Below are 16,533 nucleotides of genomic sequence, written 5' to 3'. Positions count from 1 at the left end.
GCGCCGCCACCACGTCCCGCCAGTAGGCGGTGACGATCTCGCCCGTGGCCGGATAGTGCGGGGGAGAGGCGGCACGCAGCAGGGCGCAGGCCTCGGCGTAGCTGCACCCCGAGGCCAGGGCGACGGCCGCCGGCCCGCACCAGGGCAGATTCCCCCCCCGCTCGGCGGCCAGGGCCTCCGCGCCACGACGGCCAGCTTCATGCTCGGGGTCCGGGGAAAGTTGCAGCATCACCACCGCACGTTGTCGTGAGCGGTGAGGTCACGTCAATTCCCTTGTTCAGGGATACAAAAAGAGCCGCGGCACCGTGGCGGCCCTGCAACGCAGGGTAGCTTAACCCTGGCGGCGCCACACCCAGTACATGGGCTGCCGGCCCTCGCGCAGCGCCTTGGCCTCGTAGCGCGTGCCGGGCCAGCCCTCGGGGCGGCTCAGCTCGAGCGAGACGCGGGTGAAGGCATCCTGCGCGCCCATCACCTCCGCCACCCATTCCTGGTAGGTCGGGTCGTCGGTGGCGATGCGCCATTCGCCGCCCGGGCGGATGGCCCGCGCCAGCACGGGGATGATGCTGGGGTGGACGAAGCGGCGCTTGGCGTGGCGCGCCTTCGGCCAGGGGTCGGGGAACATCAGGAACAGGCGGGAGAGGCTGGCCTCGGGCAGGGCGCGCAGCAGGCGGCGCGCATCCTCCGTCCAGAGGCGCAGGTTGGGCGGCAGCGGCGCGGTGGCCTCCTGCTCCTCCGGCACCAGCCGCGTCAGCAGCGAGCAGATGCCGTTCTCGAACACCTCGGCCGCGATCAGCCCGGCCTGCGGGTTGGCCTCGATCTGCGCCAGCGCGTGCTCGCCGCCGCCGAAGCCCACCTCCAGCCACAGCTCCCGCGGGCGCACCGGAAAGGCGGCCAGCGGGTCGGCCGGGTCGAGGGCGAGGCGGGGCAGCGTGACGTCCATCAGGCGCTGCTGGCGCTGGCGCAGCGGGTGGCCGCGGCGGCGCCCGTAGAGCCGGTCGGGAACGGGGGGCGGCGCTTCGCTCATGCTGGGGAAAACCGTGTGGATTCAGGGGAAAACTTCCCCGGGACGGCGCCACGCGGAAGGCGGGCGCGGGCGGGAGGGGACCTGCCCCTCCCGCCGCGAAGGCAGCTCAGCGGCCGAAGGCGCGCTTCAGCTCGGCGGCCAGGTCGGTCTTTTCCCAGGTGAAGGTGCCCTTCTCCGGGTCCGGCGTGCGGCCGAAATGGCCATAGGCCGAGGTCGGCGCGTAGATGGCGCGGTTCAGGTGCAGGTGCTCGCGGATGCCGCGGGGGGAGAGGTTGACCATGTCGTTGACGACCTTGGCCAGCTTCACCTCGTCGACGTCGCGCCCCGTGCCGTGCAGGTCGAAATACACCGAGAGCGGCTTGGCCACGCCGATGGCGTAGGAGACCTGGATGGTGCACTTCTCGGCCAGGCCGGCGGCGACCACGTTCTTGGCCAGGTAGCGGCAGGCATAGGCGGCCGAGCGGTCCACCTTGGTCGGGTCCTTGCCCGAGAAGGCGCCGCCGCCATGCGGCGCGGCACCGCCATAGGTGTCGACGATGATCTTGCGGCCCGTCAGGCCGCAATCGCCGTCCGGGCCGCCGATGACGAAGGTGCCGGTCGGGTTCACGTAGAACTCGTCCTCCGGCACGCTCCAGCCCTCAGGCAGGCTGCTCACCACGATCGGGCGGACCAGATCGCGCACCTGCGCCTGGGTCATGCCCTCCTCGTGCTGGGTCGAGACCACCACCGAGGCGACGCCGACCGGCTTGCCGTCCACGTAGCGCAGCGTCACCTGGCTCTTGGCATCCGGCAGCAGGCCGCGCACCGACTTGTCGTTGGTGCGGCGGCGCTCGGCGATGCGGCGCAGGATCAGGTGCGCGTAGTAGAGCGGCGCCGGCATCAGGTCCGGCGTCTCGGTGCAGGCATAGCCGAACATGATGCCCTGGTCGCCGGCGCCCTCGTCCTTCTCGCCGGAGGCGTCGACGCCCTGGGCGATGTGCGCGGACTGGGCGTGCAGGTGGCAGGCGATCTCGGCGTTCTTCCAGGAGAAGCCTTCCTGGTCGTAGCCGATGTCATGCACCGCCATGCGCGCGAGGTGCATCAGCAGCTCGGGCGTCACGCTCGCCGGGCCGCGCGTCTCGCCGGCCAGGATGATGCGGTTGGTGGTGACCAGCGTCTCGCAGGCCACGCGGGCATACGGGTCGGCTTCCAGGAAGGCGTCCAGCACCGTGTCGCTGATGCGGTCGGCAACCTTGTCGGGGTGGCCTTCGGAGACGGACTCCGAGGTGAACAGATATTCGCCCTTGTCGCGCATGGCCTTATCGTCCTCTTGTCGCGATGGCGACCGGCTCGCCCCGGCCTGGCTATCCCCCGCGGAATCGCGGCGCGCGCTGTGTCGCAAGCGCCGCACGGGGGGTCAAGGGAGGAAGGGGCATCGCAGTGCCGCGTTTCATCGCGGCGTCACGCGCAGGGGGCTGCCGCCCCCGCCGCGCGCTGCCTTCAGCCCATCCCGAGCACGTGCTTCATGTCGTAGAGGCCGGCCGGCTGCCGCGCCGCCCACAGCGCCGCCCGCACCGCGCCGGTGGCATAGACGCGCCGGTCGAAGCTGCGGTGGGTGAGGGCGATGTGCTCGCTGCCGGCGGCGAAGAGTAGGGTGTGCTCGCCCACCACCTGCCCGCCGCGCAGCGCGGCGAAGCCGATCGGGCCGGTGGCGCGGGGGCCGGTATGCCCGTCCCGGCCACTCTCCATGCCGACCTCCTCCAGCGTCTTGCCGCGCCCGCGCGCCACGGCGCGGCCGAGGCCGATGGCGGTGCCGGAGGGGGCGTCCACCTTCTGCCGGTGGTGCATCTCGACGATCTCGGCGTCGTACTGCTCGGGCGGCAGGGCGGCGGCCATGCGCTCGGCCATGGCGAAGAGCAGCGCCACGCCGGGCGAGAAATTGGCGGCATAGACCACCGGCACGGACTCCGCCGCCGCGGCCACCGCCGCCTCCTGCGCCGCCGAGAGGCCGGAGGAGCCGAGGATGAGCGGCTTGCCGTGCCGCGCCGCCAGCGCCGCATGCGTCTCGGCCGTGGCGGCGTTGGTGAAGTCGATCACCACCTGGCTCTGCGCGAAGAGCGCGCCGGCATCGTCGCCGCGCCCGGTGCCGCCGGCCAGGGTGGCGCCGGCGGCCGCCACCTCCTCGGCGAGAAGCGTGCCCATGCGGCCCGAGAGGCCGGCGATGCCGATGCGGAGCGTCATGCTGTTTCCCGTGAAACGGAGGGCGGGTGCCGGGGGAGGGGGTGCCTCCTCCGCCCGGCGCGGCGGCTGTTCTACCGCCCCAGCCCGTCCCAGAAATCCTTCACCTTGGCGAAGAAGCCTTCGCTCTCGGGCGAGGAATTGCCGTTCTGCCCCACCTCGCCCTCGAACTGCTCCAGCAGCTCGCGCTGGCGGGCGGTGAGGTTCTGCGGCGTCTCGACCGCCACCTGCACATACATGTCCCCCCGCGCCGCCGAGCGCAGCACGGAGAAGCCCTTGCCGCGCAGGCGGAACTGGTCGCCCGTCTGGGTGCCGGCGGGGATGGTGACGCGCGAGCGCCCGCCATCGATGGTCGGCACCTCCACCGCGCCGCCCAGCGCCGCCTGCGTCATGCGCAGCGGCACCCGGACGAAGATGTTGGCGCCGTCGCGCTGGAACAGCGCGTGCGGGCGGACGGCGATGTCCACGTAGAGATCGCCCGCCGGGGCGCCGCGCAGCCCGGCCTCCCCCTCGCCCGAGAGGCGGATGCGCGTGCCGTCCTCCACCCCGGCCGGGATGGTGACGTTCAGCGTCCGCTCGCGCTGCACGCGGCCGGCGCCCTGGCAGACCTTGCAGGGGTTCTTGATGACGCGCCCGGTGCCGCCGCAGGTGGGGCAGGTGCGCTCGATCAGGAAGAAGCCCTGCTGCGCCCGCACCTTGCCGGCGCCGGCACAGGTGGTGCAGGTCTGCTGCGCGCTGCTGGCCTTGCCCTCGGCGCCGGTGCCGTCGCAGGCGTCGCACTGCACGCTGGTGGGCACGCGGATGGTCGTGCGCGTGCCGGCGAAGGCCTCCTCCAGCGAGATGTCCACCGCGTGGCGCAGATCGGCGCCGCGGCCGGCCGCCGCGCCGCCGCCGCGCCGCCCGGCGCCGCCGCCGAACTGGCCGAACATCTCGGCGAAGATGTCCTCGAAGCCGCCGCCGCCGAACGGGTTGCCGCCGCCGAAGCCGCCGGCACCCGGCCCGCCGCCGCCGCCCTCGAAGGCGGCATGGCCGAAGCGGTCATAGGCGGCACGCTTCTCGGCGTCCTTCAGCACGTCATAGGCCTCGTTCACCTCCTTGAAGGAGGTCTCGGCGGCCTTGTCGCCCGGGTTGCGGTCCGGGTGATATTTCATGGCGAGCTTGCGGTAAGCCTTCTTCAGCTCATCCTCGCCCGCGCCCCGGGCCACGCCCAGGGTCTCGTAGTAGTCCTTCTTGGCCATGGTGCGGCCTGTCCCCCAAGCTCCGGAACGACGATGCGCCCGACCCCTTCGTCGGAGCCGGGCGCCCGTGGATTCAGCGCGGCTGATTCACCCTAGCGCTGGGCGCCTCAGCTGGGCTTCTTCTTGCTGGGGTCGACATCCTCGAACTCGGCGTCCACCACCTTCTCGCCCGGCTTGGTCTCCGCACCGGGCTGGGCCTGGGCCTCGGCCGCGCCCTCGGCGGGGGCGGCCTTGTAGACGGCCTCGCCCACCTTCATCGCGGCGGCGCCCAGGCGCTCCGTGGCGGCCTTGATCGCCTCCAGGTCGTCGCCCTCGCGCGCCGTGCGGGCCGCGGCCAGCGCAGCCTCGGCCTCGCCCTTCTCGGCCTCCGGCACCTTCTCGGCGTTGTCCTTCAGCGACTTCTCGGTCGTGTGGATCAGCGCCTCGAGCTGGTTCTTGGCCTCGACCGCCTCGCGCCGCTTCTTGTCGGCCTCGGCATTCGCCTCGGCGTCCTTCACCATGCGCTCGATATCGGCGTCCGACAGGCCGGACTTCGCCTGGATCTTGATCTGCTGCTCCTTGCCCGTCGCCTTGTCCTTGGCGCTGACCGACACGATGCCGTTGGCGTCGATGTCGAAGGAGACCTCGATCTGCGGCACGCCACGGGGAGCCGGGGTGATGCCCTGCAGGTCGAAATTGCCCAGCAGCTTGTTGTCCGCCGCCATCTCGCGCTCGCCCTGGAACACCTTGATGGTGACCGCGGTCTGGTTGTCGTCGGCGGTGGAGAAGGTCTGGCTCTTCTTGGTCGGGATCGTCGTGTTGCGATCAATGAGGCGCGTGAAGACACCACCCAGGGTTTCGATACCCAGGGAGAGCGGCGTCACATCCAGAAGAAGAACGTCCTTCACCTCGCCCTTCAGCACGCCGCCCTGGATGGCGGCGCCGATGGCGACCACCTCGTCGGGGTTGACGTTGCGGGCCGGCTCCTTGCCGAAGAAGGTCTTCACCGCCTCGATGACCTTGGGCATGCGGGTCATGCCGCCGACCAGGATCACCTCGTCGATTTCGCCGGCGTTCAGCCCGGCATCCTTCAGCGCCAGCTTGCAGGGCTCCAGCGTCCGCTGCACCAGGTCGTCCACCAGGCTCTCCAGCTTGGCGCGGGAGAGCTGCAGGACGAGGTGCTTCGGCCCGGTGGCGTCGGCGGTGATGAAGGGCAGGTTGATCTCGGTCTGCTTGGCGCTCGACAGCTCGATCTTGGCCTTCTCGGCGGCCTCCTTCAGGCGCTGCAGGGCGAGCTTGTCGCCGCGCAGGTCGATGCCGTTCTCCTTCTTGAACTCGTCCGCCAGGTAGTCGATGACGCGCTGGTCGAAATCCTCGCCGCCCAGGAAGGTGTCGCCGTTGGTGGACTTCACCTCGAACACGCCGTCGCCGATCTCGAGGATCGAGACGTCGAAGGTGCCGCCGCCGAGGTCATAGACCGCGATGGTGCCGGTGGCCTTCTTGTCCATGCCGTAGGCGAGGGCGGCGGCCGTCGGCTCGTTGATGATGCGCAGCACCTCGAGGCCGGCGATGGCGCCCGCCTCCTTGGTGGCCTGGCGCTGGCTGTCGTTGAAGTAGGCGGGGACGGTGATGACGGCCTGCGTCACCTTCTCGCCGAGATAGGCCTCGGCCGTCTCCTTCATCTTGGTCAGCACGTTGGCGCTGATCTGCTGCGGCGCCTGCTTCTGCCCGCCGGCCTCGACCCACGCATCGCCATTGTCGGCGCGGATGATCTTGAAGGGGGCGAGGCCCGCTTCCTTCTGCACCATCTTGTCGTCGAAGCGGCGCCCGATCAGGCGCTTCACGGCGAACAGCGTGTCGGTCGGGTTGGTCACCGCCTGGCGCTTCGCGGCCTGGCCCACCAGCCGCTCGCCATTCTTGGCGAAGGCGACCATGGACGGGGTGGTACGCGCGCCCTCGGAATTCTCCAGCACCTTCACATCGCCGCCTTCCATGATGGCGACGCAGCTGTTGGTGGTGCCGAGATCGATGCCGATGACTTTGCTCATCCGAGTTCTCCTTTGCGGCGGATGGGGGCGGCCCTGTCTCTGGCGCCGCGCCCATCCCCTGTTCTCATCAGGCGGGGTGTTGGGGTGACCGCCCGGGCGGGAAAGCGGTGCCGGACGGTTGTGACTGCGATGTATTGAGCCGCGCCGCCCCGGACAAGGGCGACTCGCCCGGGCTGCGCAAAAAACGTGCAGCGGAGCAGAGCAGGTATTCCACCCGCTTGCCGTTGCGCGGGTCCGTCGCCTGGCCGACGGGGCGGAAGCCCAGCCGCCGGTGGAAGGCCATGCTCTGCGGGTTGGGCGGGTCGAGATTCACCTCGCAGCCCAGCGCCGCCACGCCCGGCAGGGCGGCCAGCGCGGCATAGAGCCGGCGGCCGAGGCCCTGGCCCTGCGCCGCCGCGTCCACCACCACGCGGTCGACATAGGCGGCCTCCGGGTGGCGGGCGCGCATCCAGGCGTGGTTGGGGCCGCGCTCCGGCGTCTCCGGCCCGAAGGCCAGGAGGAAGCCGAGCAGCCGCTCCCCCTCCCAGGCGGCCAGCGCCAGCAGGGCGCCGGCGCACTGGGCGGCGAAGGCCTCGGGCGTGAGGGCGTTCACCGCCGCGGCGTGCCGGTTGTTCAGGGCCAGCAGGGCAGGGTGCTCGGCCGCGGCGACGGGCCGCAGCGCCATGGCGCCCGGTCCACCGCTCATTCCGCCGCTTATTCCACCGCTTATTCCGCCGCTCACGCGGTTTCCGAGACGCCCTCGCCGGCCACCACCACCATGGCGGGCTTCAGCAGGCGGCCGTTCAGCGTCCAGGCCGGGGTCCAGGCCTGGATGACGGTGCCCACGGCCACGCCTTCCGGCGGCGGCTGCTGCGCCATCGCCTGGTGCAGCTCGGGGTCGAAGGGCTTGCCGGTGGCATCGTGCTTGGCCACGCCGTTGCGCTCCAGGATGGCGAGGAAGGCCCGCTCCACCCCTTCGAAGCCGCCGCGCAGCTTGGTCAGCAGCTCGGCCTCGTCCTCCCGGGGGGCGGGCAGCGCCTCCAGGCCGCGGCGGAGGTTGTCGGCGGCCTCCACCACGTCGCGGGCGAATTTCTGCACCGCATAGGCGCGGGCATCCTCCACCTCGCGCTTGGTGCGGGCGCGCAGGTTCTGCATCTCCGCCTCGGAGCGCAGCCAGCGGTCCTTCACCTGCGCCAGCTCGGCCTCCAGCTCGGCGAGGCGCGCCATGGCGTCGGCGGGCTGGGCGGGGGTCTGCTGCTGTTCGGCGGCCGGCGTTTCCGCGGGCTGGGTCTGGTCGTTCATCACAGGATCATTCTTTTCAGTCATGTCAGCGCCTGCAAGGCCATTTCAGGCCTCCAACTAGGGAAGCCGACCCGCCGGGACAAGGAACGGTTGCGGGATGCCTGGCCCGGAGCTCCCGATTCCGCTCTCCTGTCATCCGCCTGCCTCTTGACCAAACCCCCTTCCGTGGCATTTCCGGAACCATGTCCGAACCCCACCGCCCCCGCGTCGCCATCATCCTCTTCAACCTCGGTGGGCCGGACGCGCCGGAAGCGGTCCGGCCCTTCCTGGAGAACCTGTTCACCGACCCCGCCATCCTGCGGGTGCCGGGCTTCATCCGGCCCTGGCTGGGGAAGTTCATCGCCGCGCGCCGCACCAAGGCGGCCAGCGAGAACTACGCCATCCTCGGTGGCAAGTCCCCGCTGCGCGAGCTGACGGAGGAGCAGGGCGCCGCGCTGGAGCGGGCCCTGGCGCCGGAGGTGGAGGCGCGCTGCTTCATCGCCATGCGCTACTGGCACCCCTTCGCCGAGGAGGCGGCGCGGGCGGTGAAGGCGTGGGGCGCGGAGGAGGCGGTGCTGCTGCCGCTCTACCCGCAATTCTCCACCACCACGACCGGCTCCTCCATGGAGGACTGGCAGGAAGCCTGCGCGAAGGTGGGGCTGGACCTGCCCACCAAGGCGCTGTGCTGCTTCCATTCGGACGAGGATTTCGCCCGCTCCACCGCCGCCATGGTGCGCGCGGCCTACGATTCCGCCCGCGCCGAGCTGCCGGAGGGGGTGAGGCTGCGCCTGCTGTTCTCCGCCCACGGCCTGCCGGAGAGCATCGTCAAGCGCGGCGACCCCTACCAGTGGCAGGTGGAGCGCACGGTGGAGGCGGTGGTGCGCCAGCTCGGCATCGAGGGGCTGGACAGCGGCATCTGCTACCAGTCCCGCGTCACGCCGCAGAAATGGATCGGCCCCTCGCTGGAGACGGCGCTGGAGCACGCGGCGAAGGACAAGGTGGCGGTGCTGGTCAGCCCCATCGCCTTCGTCTCGGAGCATTCCGAGACGCTGGTGGAGCTGGATGTCGAGTACAAGGAGCTGGCCCACAAGCTGCACCTGCCCGGCTATTTCCGCGTGCCGGCGCAGAACAGCGATGCCGGCTTCATCGATTCGCTGGCCGGGCTGGTGCGGCGGGTGCGCGGCGGCAACCGGGCGCTCTGCTCCTTCGCCGGCGCCCGGCAATGCCCCAAGGTGCACCGCGACTGCCCGCACGCCCGCGCCCGGGACGCCGCGTGATGCGCGCCGCCGCCTCCCGGCCCGCCGCCATCCTGTTCGACTGCGATGGCGTGCTGGCCGACAGCGAGGCGCTGGCCGCCATGGTCGTGGCCGAGGAGCTGACGGAGCGCGGCTGGCCGGTCTCGCCCGAGGAATGCCAGCACATCTTCCTCGGCCGCGCCGTGCCGGACATGATGCCGATCATCGAGCAGCGCTTCGGCCCCGTGCCGGATGACTGGCCCGCCCGCATGTCCCGCCGCCTGACCGAGCGGATGGCGCGCGACGTGGTGCCGGTGCCGGGCGCCAAGGCCGCCGTGGCGGCGCTGCGCGCGGCGGGGATGACGCTGGCCTGCGCCTCCAACTCCTCCCGCGCCGAGCTGTCGGCGAAGCTGGGGCGGCTCGACCTGGCGGCGGCCTTCGAGGGGCGCGTCTTCTCCTTCGAGGATGTGGACCGGCCGAAGCCCTACCCCGACATCTACCGCGCCGCCGCCCTCTCCTGCGGCGCCGCGCCGGAGGATTGCGTGGTGGTGGAGGACAGCCTGCCCGGCATCCGCGCCGGCCGCGCCGCCGGCTGCCGCGTGCTGGCGCTGGTGTGGGACATGCCGGAGGCGATGCTGCGCGCCCAGGGGGCCGAGCCCTTCCGCAGCATGGCGGAGCTGCCGGCGCTGCTTGGAGTGGCATGATGGACCTGGGCTTCCTCGCCGGCTGGTACCCCTGGACCAAGTCGCTGCACCTGCTCTCGGTCTTCGCCTGGATGGCGGGGCTGTTCTACCTGCCGCGGCTCTATGTCTATCACACCCCCGCCGAGCCCGGCTCGGCGCAGAGCGAGCTGTTCAAGGTGATGGAGCGCCGCCTGCTGCGCGGCATCATGAATCCGGCGATGATCTCGGCCTGGATCTTCGGCGTGACCCTGGTGCTGACGCCGGGGGTGGTGGACTGGTCGGCCGGGTGGTGGCACGGCAAGCTGGCCGGGCTGCTGGGCATGACCTGGTTCCATCACCACCTGGCCTATGCCCGGAAGGCGTTCGTCGCCGATGCCCGGCACCGCACCGAGCGCTACTGGCGCGCCATGAACGAGGTGCCGACGGTGCTGCTGATCCTCATCGTCATCATGGTGATCGTGAAGCCGTTCTGAGGTACCGCCGAGGCGGCGCTGAAAATCGCCGCCGGCTGCCTTGAAAATCGCGCTGCGTGGTCTACTTTGCCCATTGACGGAGTCCGGCGGGCGAACCTAGCCTTCGGCACTTCCCGTCAAGGGCGTTAAGCGCAGGGTTTCGCCTGTTCTGGCGCCGAGACTCCCTCCCTCCTTATCCGGGACATGGCCGGCCGCGTTCCTCATGCGGCCACGGCTCGCAGGCAGGCCGCGCTGCCCGCCCTCCGCAGATGTCCCGACTGCTCCCCGCCGGAACGGAATGCGTCCGACCCATGCACCTCTCTGAACTCAAGGCCAAGAGCCCCGCCGACCTGCTCGCTTTCGCCGAGTCGCTGCAGATCGAGAACGCATCCATCCTGCGCAAGCAGGACATGATGTTCGCGATCCTGAAGCAGCTGGCGGAGAACGATCAGGCGATCCATGGCGACGGCACGCTGGAGATCCTGCCGGATGGCTTCGGCTTCCTGCGCAGCCCCCAGTCCAACTACCTCCCCGGCCCGGACGATATCTATGTCTCCCCCGCCCAGGTGCGCCGCTTCGGCCTGCGCACCGGCGACACGGTGGAGGGGCAGATCCGCGCGCCGAAGGACGGGGAGCGCTACTTCGCGCTGCTGAAGGTCAACACCGTCAATTTCGAGCCGCCCGAGGCGCTGCGCCACCGGATCAACTTCGACAACCTCACCCCGCTCTATCCGACGCGCCGGCTGAAGATGGAGAACCCGGAGTTCGAGAGCGTCGCGAAGGGCATCCAGAAGGACTACACGCCGCGCGTCATCGACCTGGTGGCGCCGATCGGCATGGGCCAGCGCGCGCTGGTGGTGGCGCCGCCGCGCACCGGCAAGACCGTGATGCTGCAGAACATCGCCCGCAGCATCAGCGCCAACCACCCCGACGTTTTCCTGCTCGTCCTGCTGATCGATGAGCGGCCCGAGGAAGTCACCGACATGGCCCGCACCGTGCGCGGCGAGGTCGTGGCCTCCACCTTCGACGAGCCGGCCACCCGCCACGTGCAGGTGACGGAGATGGTGCTGGAGAAGGCCAAGCGGCTGGTCGAGCACAAGCGGGACGTGGTGATCCTGCTCGACTCCATCACCCGCCTCGGCCGCGCCTACAACTCGGTGGTGCCGTCCTCGGGCAAGGTGCTGACCGGCGGCGTGGACGCCAACGCCCTGCAGCGGCCGAAGCGCTTCTTCGGTGCCGCCCGCAACATCGAGGAAGGCGGCAGCCTGACGATCATCGCGACCGCCCTGATCGACACGGGCAGCCGCATGGACGAGGTGATCTTCGAGGAGTTCAAGGGCACCGGCAACTCCGAGCTCATCCTCGACCGCAAGCTCTCCGACAAGCGCGTCTTCCCCGCGATCGACATCACCAAGTCCGGCACGCGCAAGGAGGAGGTGCTGATCGACCGCGCCACCCTGACCAAGATGTGGGTGCTGCGGCGTATCCTGAACCCGATGGGCACGCAGGATGCGATGGAGTTCCTGCTGGACAAGCTGAAGTACAGCAAGACCAACCAGGACTTCTTCGACGCCATGAACACCTGATTTTTCTGCAAGCTGCCGGTCAGGGCCGGGACGGGATTGCAATGCTGCGCCGGGACGCTCCGGCCCGGCGTCGCGGCCCGCGCCTCGGCTCCCCTGCGGCAGCCTGACAGAAAGGCCCGGGGGAATTCATTCCCCCGGGCTTTTTTATGACCTCTGCCCTTCGCGGACTGCGTGCCTCGCTTCTCCGCCCGTGGCGCTAGGGTGCGCCGGGCCGACAGAAGGGGATGGGCGGATGCAGGGCAGGTCCTGGCAGGGTGTCTCGGTGGCGGAACTGGAGCGGGCCTCGCACACGGCCGTGCCGGCGCTGCGCACGGCGTTCGACGGGCCGTTCCTGGTGCGGGCCTTCCTGGGCGGCACGGGGCGCGCCAACGCGGCCAGCGCCATCGACCCTTCGCAGGATGCCGGGCTTCCGGAGCGGCTGGAGCGCATCGCCGCCGCCTACCGGCGCATCGGCATGACCCCGCGCTTCCGCTCCACGCCGCTCGACCCGCCCGGGCTGGAGGAGGCGCTGCTGGAACGCGGCTACCGCGAGGCCGATGCGTCGCTGGTGATGGCGGGGCCGCTGGCGGGCTTCGCCGCTGAGGACGCCGCGCTGGAGGTGCTGCCGGCACCGACCGAGGAGTGGCTCTCGGTCCTGGCCACGGCGGAATACCAGACGGAGAAGCGGCGGGCCGAGAAGCTGCAGGCGCCGGCGTTGATGATGGTGCCGGCCGCCTGGCTGCTGCTGCGCGTGGAAGGCCAGGCCGCCGCGGCGGGGCAGGTGGCGGCCGATGGGCGGCTGCTGGGCTTCTTCGACATCGCCACGGCGCCCGCCTTCCGCCGCCGGGGCATGGCACGCCGGCTGCTGGCCGCCGGCGCGGCCTGGGGGCAGGCGCAGGGCGCCACCACGGGCTGGCTGCAGGTCTCGGCCACCAACACCGCGGCGCGGGGCCTGTACGAGGCGCTGGGGATGCGGGAGATCTACCGCTACCGCTACTTCCTGCCCGGCTGAGCCGCAGGCCGGCCCGCCGGGGCCGGCGGGCTCTGCCTCAGGGGATGAAGACCGTGCTGCCGGTGGTCCGGCGGCCTTCCAGGGCGCGGTGCGCCTCGGCCGCGTCCTTCAGCGCGTAGGTCTGGTTGACCTCGATCTTCACCGCGCCGGACAGCACGACGGAGAACAAATCGGTCGCCGTGGCCACCAGGTCGGCATGCTTGGCGGTGTAGGTGGCCAGCGTCGGGCGCGTCAGGAAGAGCGAGCCCTTGGCGGCGAGGATGCCGATATCGACCGGCGGCACGGCGCCCGAGGCATTGCCGTAGGAGACCATCATGCCGAGCGGGGCGAGGCAGTCCAGCGAGGCCATGAAGGTGTCCTTGCCGACGCTGTCATAGACCACGGGCAGCATGGCGCCGTTGGTGATCTCCTTCACCCGCGCGGGCAGGTCGTCCTGGCCGGAGATGAGCACATGCTCGGCGCCGTGGGCGCGGGCGAGCTCGGCCTTCTCCGGCGTGGAGACGGTGCCGATGACGGTGCAGCCGAGCTGCTTCGCCCACTGGCACATGATCAGCCCGACGCCGCCGGCGGCGGCATGCACCAGGATGGTCTCGCCCGCCTTCACGGGGTAGGTGCGGCGCAGCAGGTACTGGGCGGTCATGCCCTGCAGCATCATGCCGGCGGCGGTCTTGTCGTCGATGCCGTCGGGCAGCTTCACCAGGCGGTCCGCCTTGATGGTGCGGGCCTGGCAGTAGGCGCCGATGGGCGCCATGGCATAGGCCACGCGGTCCCCCACCACGAGGCCGGAGACCTCGCTGCCCACCGCCTCGACCACCCCCGCCGCCTCCATGCCCAGCGTGGCGGGGAGGGAGGGGAGCTTGTAGAGGCCGGTGCGGAAATACACGTCGATGTAGTTCAGGCCCACCGCGCCGTGGCGGACCAGCACCTCGTCGGGCTTCGGCGCGGGGACGGGCACTTCCTCCCACACCATCTTCTCGGGGCCGCCATGTTCGTGGATGCGGATGGCATGGTTCATAGGAGGGTTCCTTGCTGGCGCAGGCTGCGTCGTTCGAGGTCCAGGAGGTAGCGCTTGGTGGCGGGGCCTTCGCCGCCGGAGTAACCGCCCAGCGCGCCGTTGGCTCCGACCACGCGGTGGCAGGGGATGATGATGGGAATCGGGTTGGCGCCGTTGGCCTGCCCGACCGCCCGCGCCACGGAGCCCAGGCCGGCGGCCAGGGCGGCGTAGCTGCGCGTCTCGCCGGGCGGGATCTCGGCCAGGGCGGCCCAGACCCTCCGCTGGAAGGCGCTGCCATGCGGGGCCAGGGGAAGGTCGAAGACCATCCGCTGACCGTCGAAATAGTCCTGGAGCTGGTCGCGCGCGGCGAGGAGGACGGGGGTTTCCGTCTGGTCCCGGCCACGGCCCCAGTCGAGCGCCACGATCGCCCCATCCTCCTCGGACAGGGTGAGCGCGCCGAGGGGGGAGAGGAGTGAGAGCTGCGGCATGCGGGTACGATTCGACACGCGTGGGCGGCAGCGTCAAGGGCTGGCTGCACCCGCGCGGCGCCACCGTGACCGGCCCCTTGGCCGACCCCGCCCGGGCTGCCTAAATGGGCCGGGCGGCGGGGCTTTCTCCCCGGCCGGCAGGCTTCAGGGAATCGCGCCGATGAACGACCTTTCCGATCCGCCCCCCTATTTCCAGGCGCATGTCTTCGTCTGCTGCAACCGGCGCCCGGATGGGCACCGCCGCGGCTCCTGCGCCGCGCGCGGCAGCGAGAAGCTGAAGGACTACATGAAGGCCCGCGCCAAGGAGCTTGGCATCCCCGGCATCCGGGTGAACCAGGCCGGGTGCCTCGACCGCTGCGAATTCGGCCCCGCCATCGTCATCTACCCCGAGGGCGTCTGGTACAAGGCCGAGACCACGGCCGACATCGACGAGATCCTGGCGGCGCATCTGGTCGAGGGCGGCCGCGCCCGCCGCCTGATGCTGACCGAGAAGGACGTGGTCGCCAAAGGCTGACCGCGGGGTCCGGGGTGGCCGTTGCCACCCCGGCGGGGGGCCAGGGGGCGGCGCCCCCCGGCCGCGCTTGAAAGATATCTGCACCCATGTCCTTCGACACCATCTTTGCCCTGGCGTCCGGTGGCGGCCGCGCGGCCGTCTCGCTGCTGCGCCTCTCCGGCCCCGGCAGCGGCGCCATCCTCGACCGGATCGCCGGTGGCCGCCCCGCGCCGCGCCTGGCCAGCCTGCGCCGCCTGCGCCACCCGGAGAGCGCCGAGCTGCTGGACGAGGCGCTGGTGCTCTGGTTCCCCGGCCCGCGTTCCTATACGGGCGAGGATGCGGCGGAGCTGCACCTGCATGGCGGCCGCGCCGTGCTGGAGGGGGTGACGGCGGCGCTGCTGGCCTGCGGCGCACGCCCCGCCGAGCCGGGCGAGTTCACCCGCCGCGCCTTCCTCAACGGCCGCATGGACCTGACGGAAGCGGAAGGCATCGCCGACCTGATCGCGGCCGAGACGGCGGCGCAGCGGCGGCAGGCGCTGCGGCAGGCGGGGGGTGCCCTGGCCGTGCGTTACGCCGGCTGGGCAGAGCGGCTGACGCGGCTGCTGGCGCACCAGGAGGCGGCCATCGAGTTCGCCGAGGATGGGCTGCCGAACACGCTGGAGGCGGAGGTGCGGCGGGAAGGCGCGGCGCTGGCCGCCGAGATCGGCGCGCATCTGGCGGATGGCGGACGCGGCGAGCGGCTGCGGGAAGGGCTGTGGGGCGCCATCGTCGGCGCGCCGAATGCCGGGAAGTCCTCGCTGCTGAACGCGCTGGCGGGGCGGGAGGCGGCCATCGTCTCGGCCCGTGCGGGCACCACGCGGGACATCGTGGAGGTGCGGCTGGAGCTGGGTGGCGTGCCGGTCTGGCTGGCCGACACCGCCGGGCTGCGCGAGACGCCGGACGAGATCGAGGCTGAGGGGGTGCGCCGCGCCCGGCGGCGGGCGGAGGAGGCGGACCTGCTGATCGCCGTCTTTGCCGCCGACCAGCCGCCCGATGCGGAGACGCTGGCGCTGCTGGCCCCCGGCACGCTGGTGGTGGCGAACAAGACCGATCTGGCGCCGGCACCGGCCACGATCGGCGGGCATGTGCCCATCGCCCTCTCGGCGCGGGACGGGGAGGGGCTGGCGGCCTTGCGGGTGGCGCTGGAGGCGGTAGCGGCCGAGCGGGCCGGGCTTTCCGAGGAAGCCAGCCTGACCCGGCCGCGCCACCGCGCCGCGCTGGGCGAGGCGGCGGCCTGGGTCGAGGAGGCCATCCGCGCCCCCTTGCCGGAACTGGCGGCCGAGGCGCTGCGCGCCGCGCTGCGCGCGCTCGGCCGGCTGACCGGACGGGTGGGGGTGGAGGCGGTGCTGGACGTGGTGTTCGGAGATTTCTGCATCGGCAAGTGAGGCTGCCGGCCGCGCGGCCTTTTTGCAGCCGCCTCGCCCGGCGCCGGCCACTTCCTGCTATAGGGTGCCGCCATGCGCGAGAATTCCTTCGATGTGGTGGTGGTGGGCGGCGGCCACGCCGGCACCGAGGCCGCTGCGGCCGCCGCCCGCTGCGGCGCCCGCACGCTGCTGCTGACCCACAAGCTTGAGACCCTGGGCGAGATGTCCTGCAACCCCGCCATCGGCGGGGTGGGGAAGGGACACCTGGTGCGCGAGGTGGATGCGCTGGACGGGCTGATCGGCCGTGCCGCTGATGCCGCCGGCATCCACTTCAAGCTGCTCAACCGCAGCAAGGGGCCGGCGGTGCGTGGGCCGCGCGCCCAGGCGGACCGGGCGCTCTACCGCCGGGCCATCCAGGCGCTGCTGGCGGCGCAGCCGGGCC

At 71.6% G+C, this 16,533-nt stretch carries 18 protein-coding genes; 8 read left to right on the top strand and 10 right to left on the bottom strand.

Annotated features, from left to right (window positions below):
• The 8 genes from ACZJYS_RS15395 to ACZJYS_RS15360 all read right to left on the bottom strand — a co-directional run.
• A partial coding sequence (locus ACZJYS_RS15395; protein WP_493179447.1) for a hypothetical protein occupies nucleotides 1–229 on the bottom strand: 229 nt, incomplete at its 3' end.
• A gap of 102 nt (nucleotides 230–331) precedes the next feature.
• The gene (gene trmB / locus ACZJYS_RS15390) at nucleotides 332–1,024 is read right to left on the bottom strand and encodes a tRNA (guanine(46)-N(7))-methyltransferase TrmB (protein ID WP_493179445.1); all 693 of its coding nucleotides are present in this window, start codon (nucleotides 1,022–1,024) and stop codon (nucleotides 332–334) included.
• A 106-nt stretch (nucleotides 1,025–1,130) separates the two neighbouring features.
• The gene (gene metK / locus ACZJYS_RS15385) at nucleotides 1,131–2,318 is read right to left on the bottom strand and encodes a methionine adenosyltransferase (protein ID WP_109515797.1); all 1,188 of its coding nucleotides are present in this window, start codon (nucleotides 2,316–2,318) and stop codon (nucleotides 1,131–1,133) included.
• Nucleotides 2,319–2,503: 185 nt separating this feature from the next.
• Nucleotides 2,504–3,244 carry a 4-hydroxy-tetrahydrodipicolinate reductase gene (gene dapB, locus ACZJYS_RS15380; protein ID WP_493179444.1) on the bottom strand — a complete coding sequence of 247 codons (741 nt, stop codon included), beginning with the start codon at nucleotides 3,242–3,244 and terminating at the stop codon, nucleotides 2,504–2,506.
• 71 nt (nucleotides 3,245–3,315) lie between these two features.
• Complete coding sequence (gene dnaJ, locus ACZJYS_RS15375) at nucleotides 3,316–4,479, bottom strand: molecular chaperone DnaJ (RefSeq protein WP_109515799.1); 1,164 nt, start codon at nucleotides 4,477–4,479, stop codon at nucleotides 3,316–3,318.
• Between the two features lie 107 nt (nucleotides 4,480–4,586).
• A complete protein-coding gene (dnaK, locus tag ACZJYS_RS15370; protein WP_109515800.1) occupies nucleotides 4,587–6,506 on the bottom strand; it encodes a molecular chaperone DnaK in 1,920 nt (639 codons plus the stop codon).
• Nucleotides 6,507–6,573: 67 nt separating this feature from the next.
• Complete coding sequence (locus tag ACZJYS_RS15365) at nucleotides 6,574–7,191, bottom strand: GNAT family N-acetyltransferase (RefSeq protein WP_219929682.1); 618 nt, start codon at nucleotides 7,189–7,191, stop codon at nucleotides 6,574–6,576.
• 32 nt (nucleotides 7,192–7,223) lie between these two features.
• Nucleotides 7,224–7,787: a nucleotide exchange factor GrpE gene (locus tag ACZJYS_RS15360; RefSeq protein WP_245906111.1), complete on the bottom strand. Its 564-nt coding sequence runs from the start codon at nucleotides 7,785–7,787 to the stop codon at nucleotides 7,224–7,226.
• Nucleotides 7,788–7,969: 182 nt separating this feature from the next.
• Here ACZJYS_RS15360 and hemH point away from each other — a divergent pair, with 182 nt between their 5' ends.
• From hemH to ACZJYS_RS15335, 5 genes are all read left to right on the top strand, one after another.
• On the top strand, nucleotides 7,970–9,043 hold the full coding sequence (gene hemH / locus ACZJYS_RS15355) for a ferrochelatase (RefSeq protein WP_109515803.1): 1,074 nt from the start codon (nucleotides 7,970–7,972) through the stop codon (nucleotides 9,041–9,043).
• Nucleotides 9,043–9,705 carry an HAD family hydrolase gene (locus ACZJYS_RS15350; RefSeq protein ID WP_379651839.1) on the top strand — a complete coding sequence of 221 codons (663 nt, stop codon included), beginning with the start codon at nucleotides 9,043–9,045 and terminating at the stop codon, nucleotides 9,703–9,705. Before hemH ends, ACZJYS_RS15350 begins: the two co-directional genes overlap by 1 nt.
• Entirely contained in the window at nucleotides 9,705–10,157 is a 453-nt protein-coding gene (gene hemJ, locus ACZJYS_RS15345) for a protoporphyrinogen oxidase HemJ (RefSeq protein ID WP_109515805.1), read from the top strand. The genes ACZJYS_RS15350 and hemJ overlap by 1 nt, the downstream gene beginning before the upstream one ends.
• Nucleotides 10,158–10,447: 290 nt before the next feature.
• Nucleotides 10,448–11,722, top strand: coding sequence for a transcription termination factor Rho (rho, locus tag ACZJYS_RS15340; protein WP_109515806.1), 1,275 nt, complete (start codon nucleotides 10,448–10,450; stop codon nucleotides 11,720–11,722).
• A 232-nt stretch (nucleotides 11,723–11,954) separates the two neighbouring features.
• The gene (locus ACZJYS_RS15335; protein ID WP_493179439.1) at nucleotides 11,955–12,713 is read left to right on the top strand and encodes a GNAT family N-acetyltransferase; all 759 of its coding nucleotides are present in this window, start codon (nucleotides 11,955–11,957) and stop codon (nucleotides 12,711–12,713) included.
• Between the two features lie 37 nt (nucleotides 12,714–12,750).
• Here the strand turns inward: ACZJYS_RS15335 and ACZJYS_RS15330 are convergent, their stop codons facing one another.
• Together ACZJYS_RS15330 and ACZJYS_RS15325 are read right to left on the bottom strand one after the other, a co-directional pair.
• Nucleotides 12,751–13,728 (bottom strand): quinone oxidoreductase family protein, encoded by a 978-nt coding sequence (locus ACZJYS_RS15330; protein ID WP_379651841.1) that lies wholly within the window; start codon nucleotides 13,726–13,728, stop codon nucleotides 12,751–12,753.
• Entirely contained in the window at nucleotides 13,725–14,195 is a 471-nt protein-coding gene (locus ACZJYS_RS15325; RefSeq protein ID WP_109515809.1) for a methylated-DNA--[protein]-cysteine S-methyltransferase, read from the bottom strand. The genes ACZJYS_RS15330 and ACZJYS_RS15325 overlap by 4 nt, the downstream gene beginning before the upstream one ends.
• 160 nt (nucleotides 14,196–14,355) lie before the next feature.
• Between ACZJYS_RS15325 and ACZJYS_RS15320 the strand changes: the two genes are divergently transcribed.
• The 3 genes from ACZJYS_RS15320 to ACZJYS_RS15310 form a co-directional block, all read left to right on the top strand.
• A complete protein-coding gene (locus ACZJYS_RS15320; protein ID WP_493179436.1) occupies nucleotides 14,356–14,709 on the top strand; it encodes a (2Fe-2S) ferredoxin domain-containing protein in 354 nt (117 codons plus the stop codon).
• Between the two features lie 86 nt (nucleotides 14,710–14,795).
• On the top strand, nucleotides 14,796–16,112 hold the full coding sequence (gene mnmE, locus ACZJYS_RS15315) for a tRNA uridine-5-carboxymethylaminomethyl(34) synthesis GTPase MnmE (RefSeq protein ID WP_493179434.1): 1,317 nt from the start codon (nucleotides 14,796–14,798) through the stop codon (nucleotides 16,110–16,112).
• Between the two features lie 72 nt (nucleotides 16,113–16,184).
• Nucleotides 16,185–16,533 (top strand): FAD-dependent oxidoreductase (locus ACZJYS_RS15310; protein ID WP_493179432.1); only part of this gene is annotated, 349 nt, incomplete at its 3' end.

This window comes from Roseomonas sp. TS2, from assembly GCF_058833935.1.
Note: the sequence above shows the minus strand (reverse complement) of the source record. Positions and strands in the feature narration are given on the sequence as shown.

Excerpts from the sequence above, each read along its gene's own strand:
- trmB (WP_493179445.1), bottom strand. The coding sequence starts at position 1,024 with ATGAGCGAAGCGCCGCCCCCCGTTCCCGACCGGCTCTACGGGCGCCGC.
- metK (WP_109515797.1), bottom strand. The coding sequence starts at position 2,318 with ATGCGCGACAAGGGCGAATATCTGTTCACCTCGGAGTCCGTCTCCGAA.
- dapB (WP_493179444.1), bottom strand. The coding sequence starts at position 3,244 with ATGACGCTCCGCATCGGCATCGCCGGCCTCTCGGGCCGCATGGGCACG.
- dnaJ (WP_109515799.1), bottom strand. The coding sequence starts at position 4,479 with ATGGCCAAGAAGGACTACTACGAGACCCTGGGCGTGGCCCGGGGCGCG.
- dnaK (WP_109515800.1), bottom strand. The coding sequence starts at position 6,506 with ATGAGCAAAGTCATCGGCATCGATCTCGGCACCACCAACAGCTGCGTC.
- ACZJYS_RS15365 (WP_219929682.1), bottom strand. The coding sequence starts at position 7,191 with ATGAGCGGTGGACCGGGCGCCATGGCGCTGCGGCCCGTCGCCGCGGCC.
- ACZJYS_RS15360 (WP_245906111.1), bottom strand. The coding sequence starts at position 7,787 with ATGAACGACCAGACCCAGCCCGCGGAAACGCCGGCCGCCGAACAGCAG.
- hemH (WP_109515803.1), top strand. The coding sequence starts at position 7,970 with ATGTCCGAACCCCACCGCCCCCGCGTCGCCATCATCCTCTTCAACCTC.
- ACZJYS_RS15350 (WP_379651839.1), top strand. The coding sequence starts at position 9,043 with ATGCGCGCCGCCGCCTCCCGGCCCGCCGCCATCCTGTTCGACTGCGAT.
- hemJ (WP_109515805.1), top strand. The coding sequence starts at position 9,705 with ATGGACCTGGGCTTCCTCGCCGGCTGGTACCCCTGGACCAAGTCGCTG.
- rho (WP_109515806.1), top strand. The coding sequence starts at position 10,448 with ATGCACCTCTCTGAACTCAAGGCCAAGAGCCCCGCCGACCTGCTCGCT.
- ACZJYS_RS15335 (WP_493179439.1), top strand. The coding sequence starts at position 11,955 with ATGCAGGGCAGGTCCTGGCAGGGTGTCTCGGTGGCGGAACTGGAGCGG.
- ACZJYS_RS15330 (WP_379651841.1), bottom strand. The coding sequence starts at position 13,728 with ATGAACCATGCCATCCGCATCCACGAACATGGCGGCCCCGAGAAGATG.
- ACZJYS_RS15325 (WP_109515809.1), bottom strand. The coding sequence starts at position 14,195 with ATGCCGCAGCTCTCACTCCTCTCCCCCCTCGGCGCGCTCACCCTGTCC.
- ACZJYS_RS15320 (WP_493179436.1), top strand. The coding sequence starts at position 14,356 with ATGAACGACCTTTCCGATCCGCCCCCCTATTTCCAGGCGCATGTCTTC.
- mnmE (WP_493179434.1), top strand. The coding sequence starts at position 14,796 with ATGTCCTTCGACACCATCTTTGCCCTGGCGTCCGGTGGCGGCCGCGCG.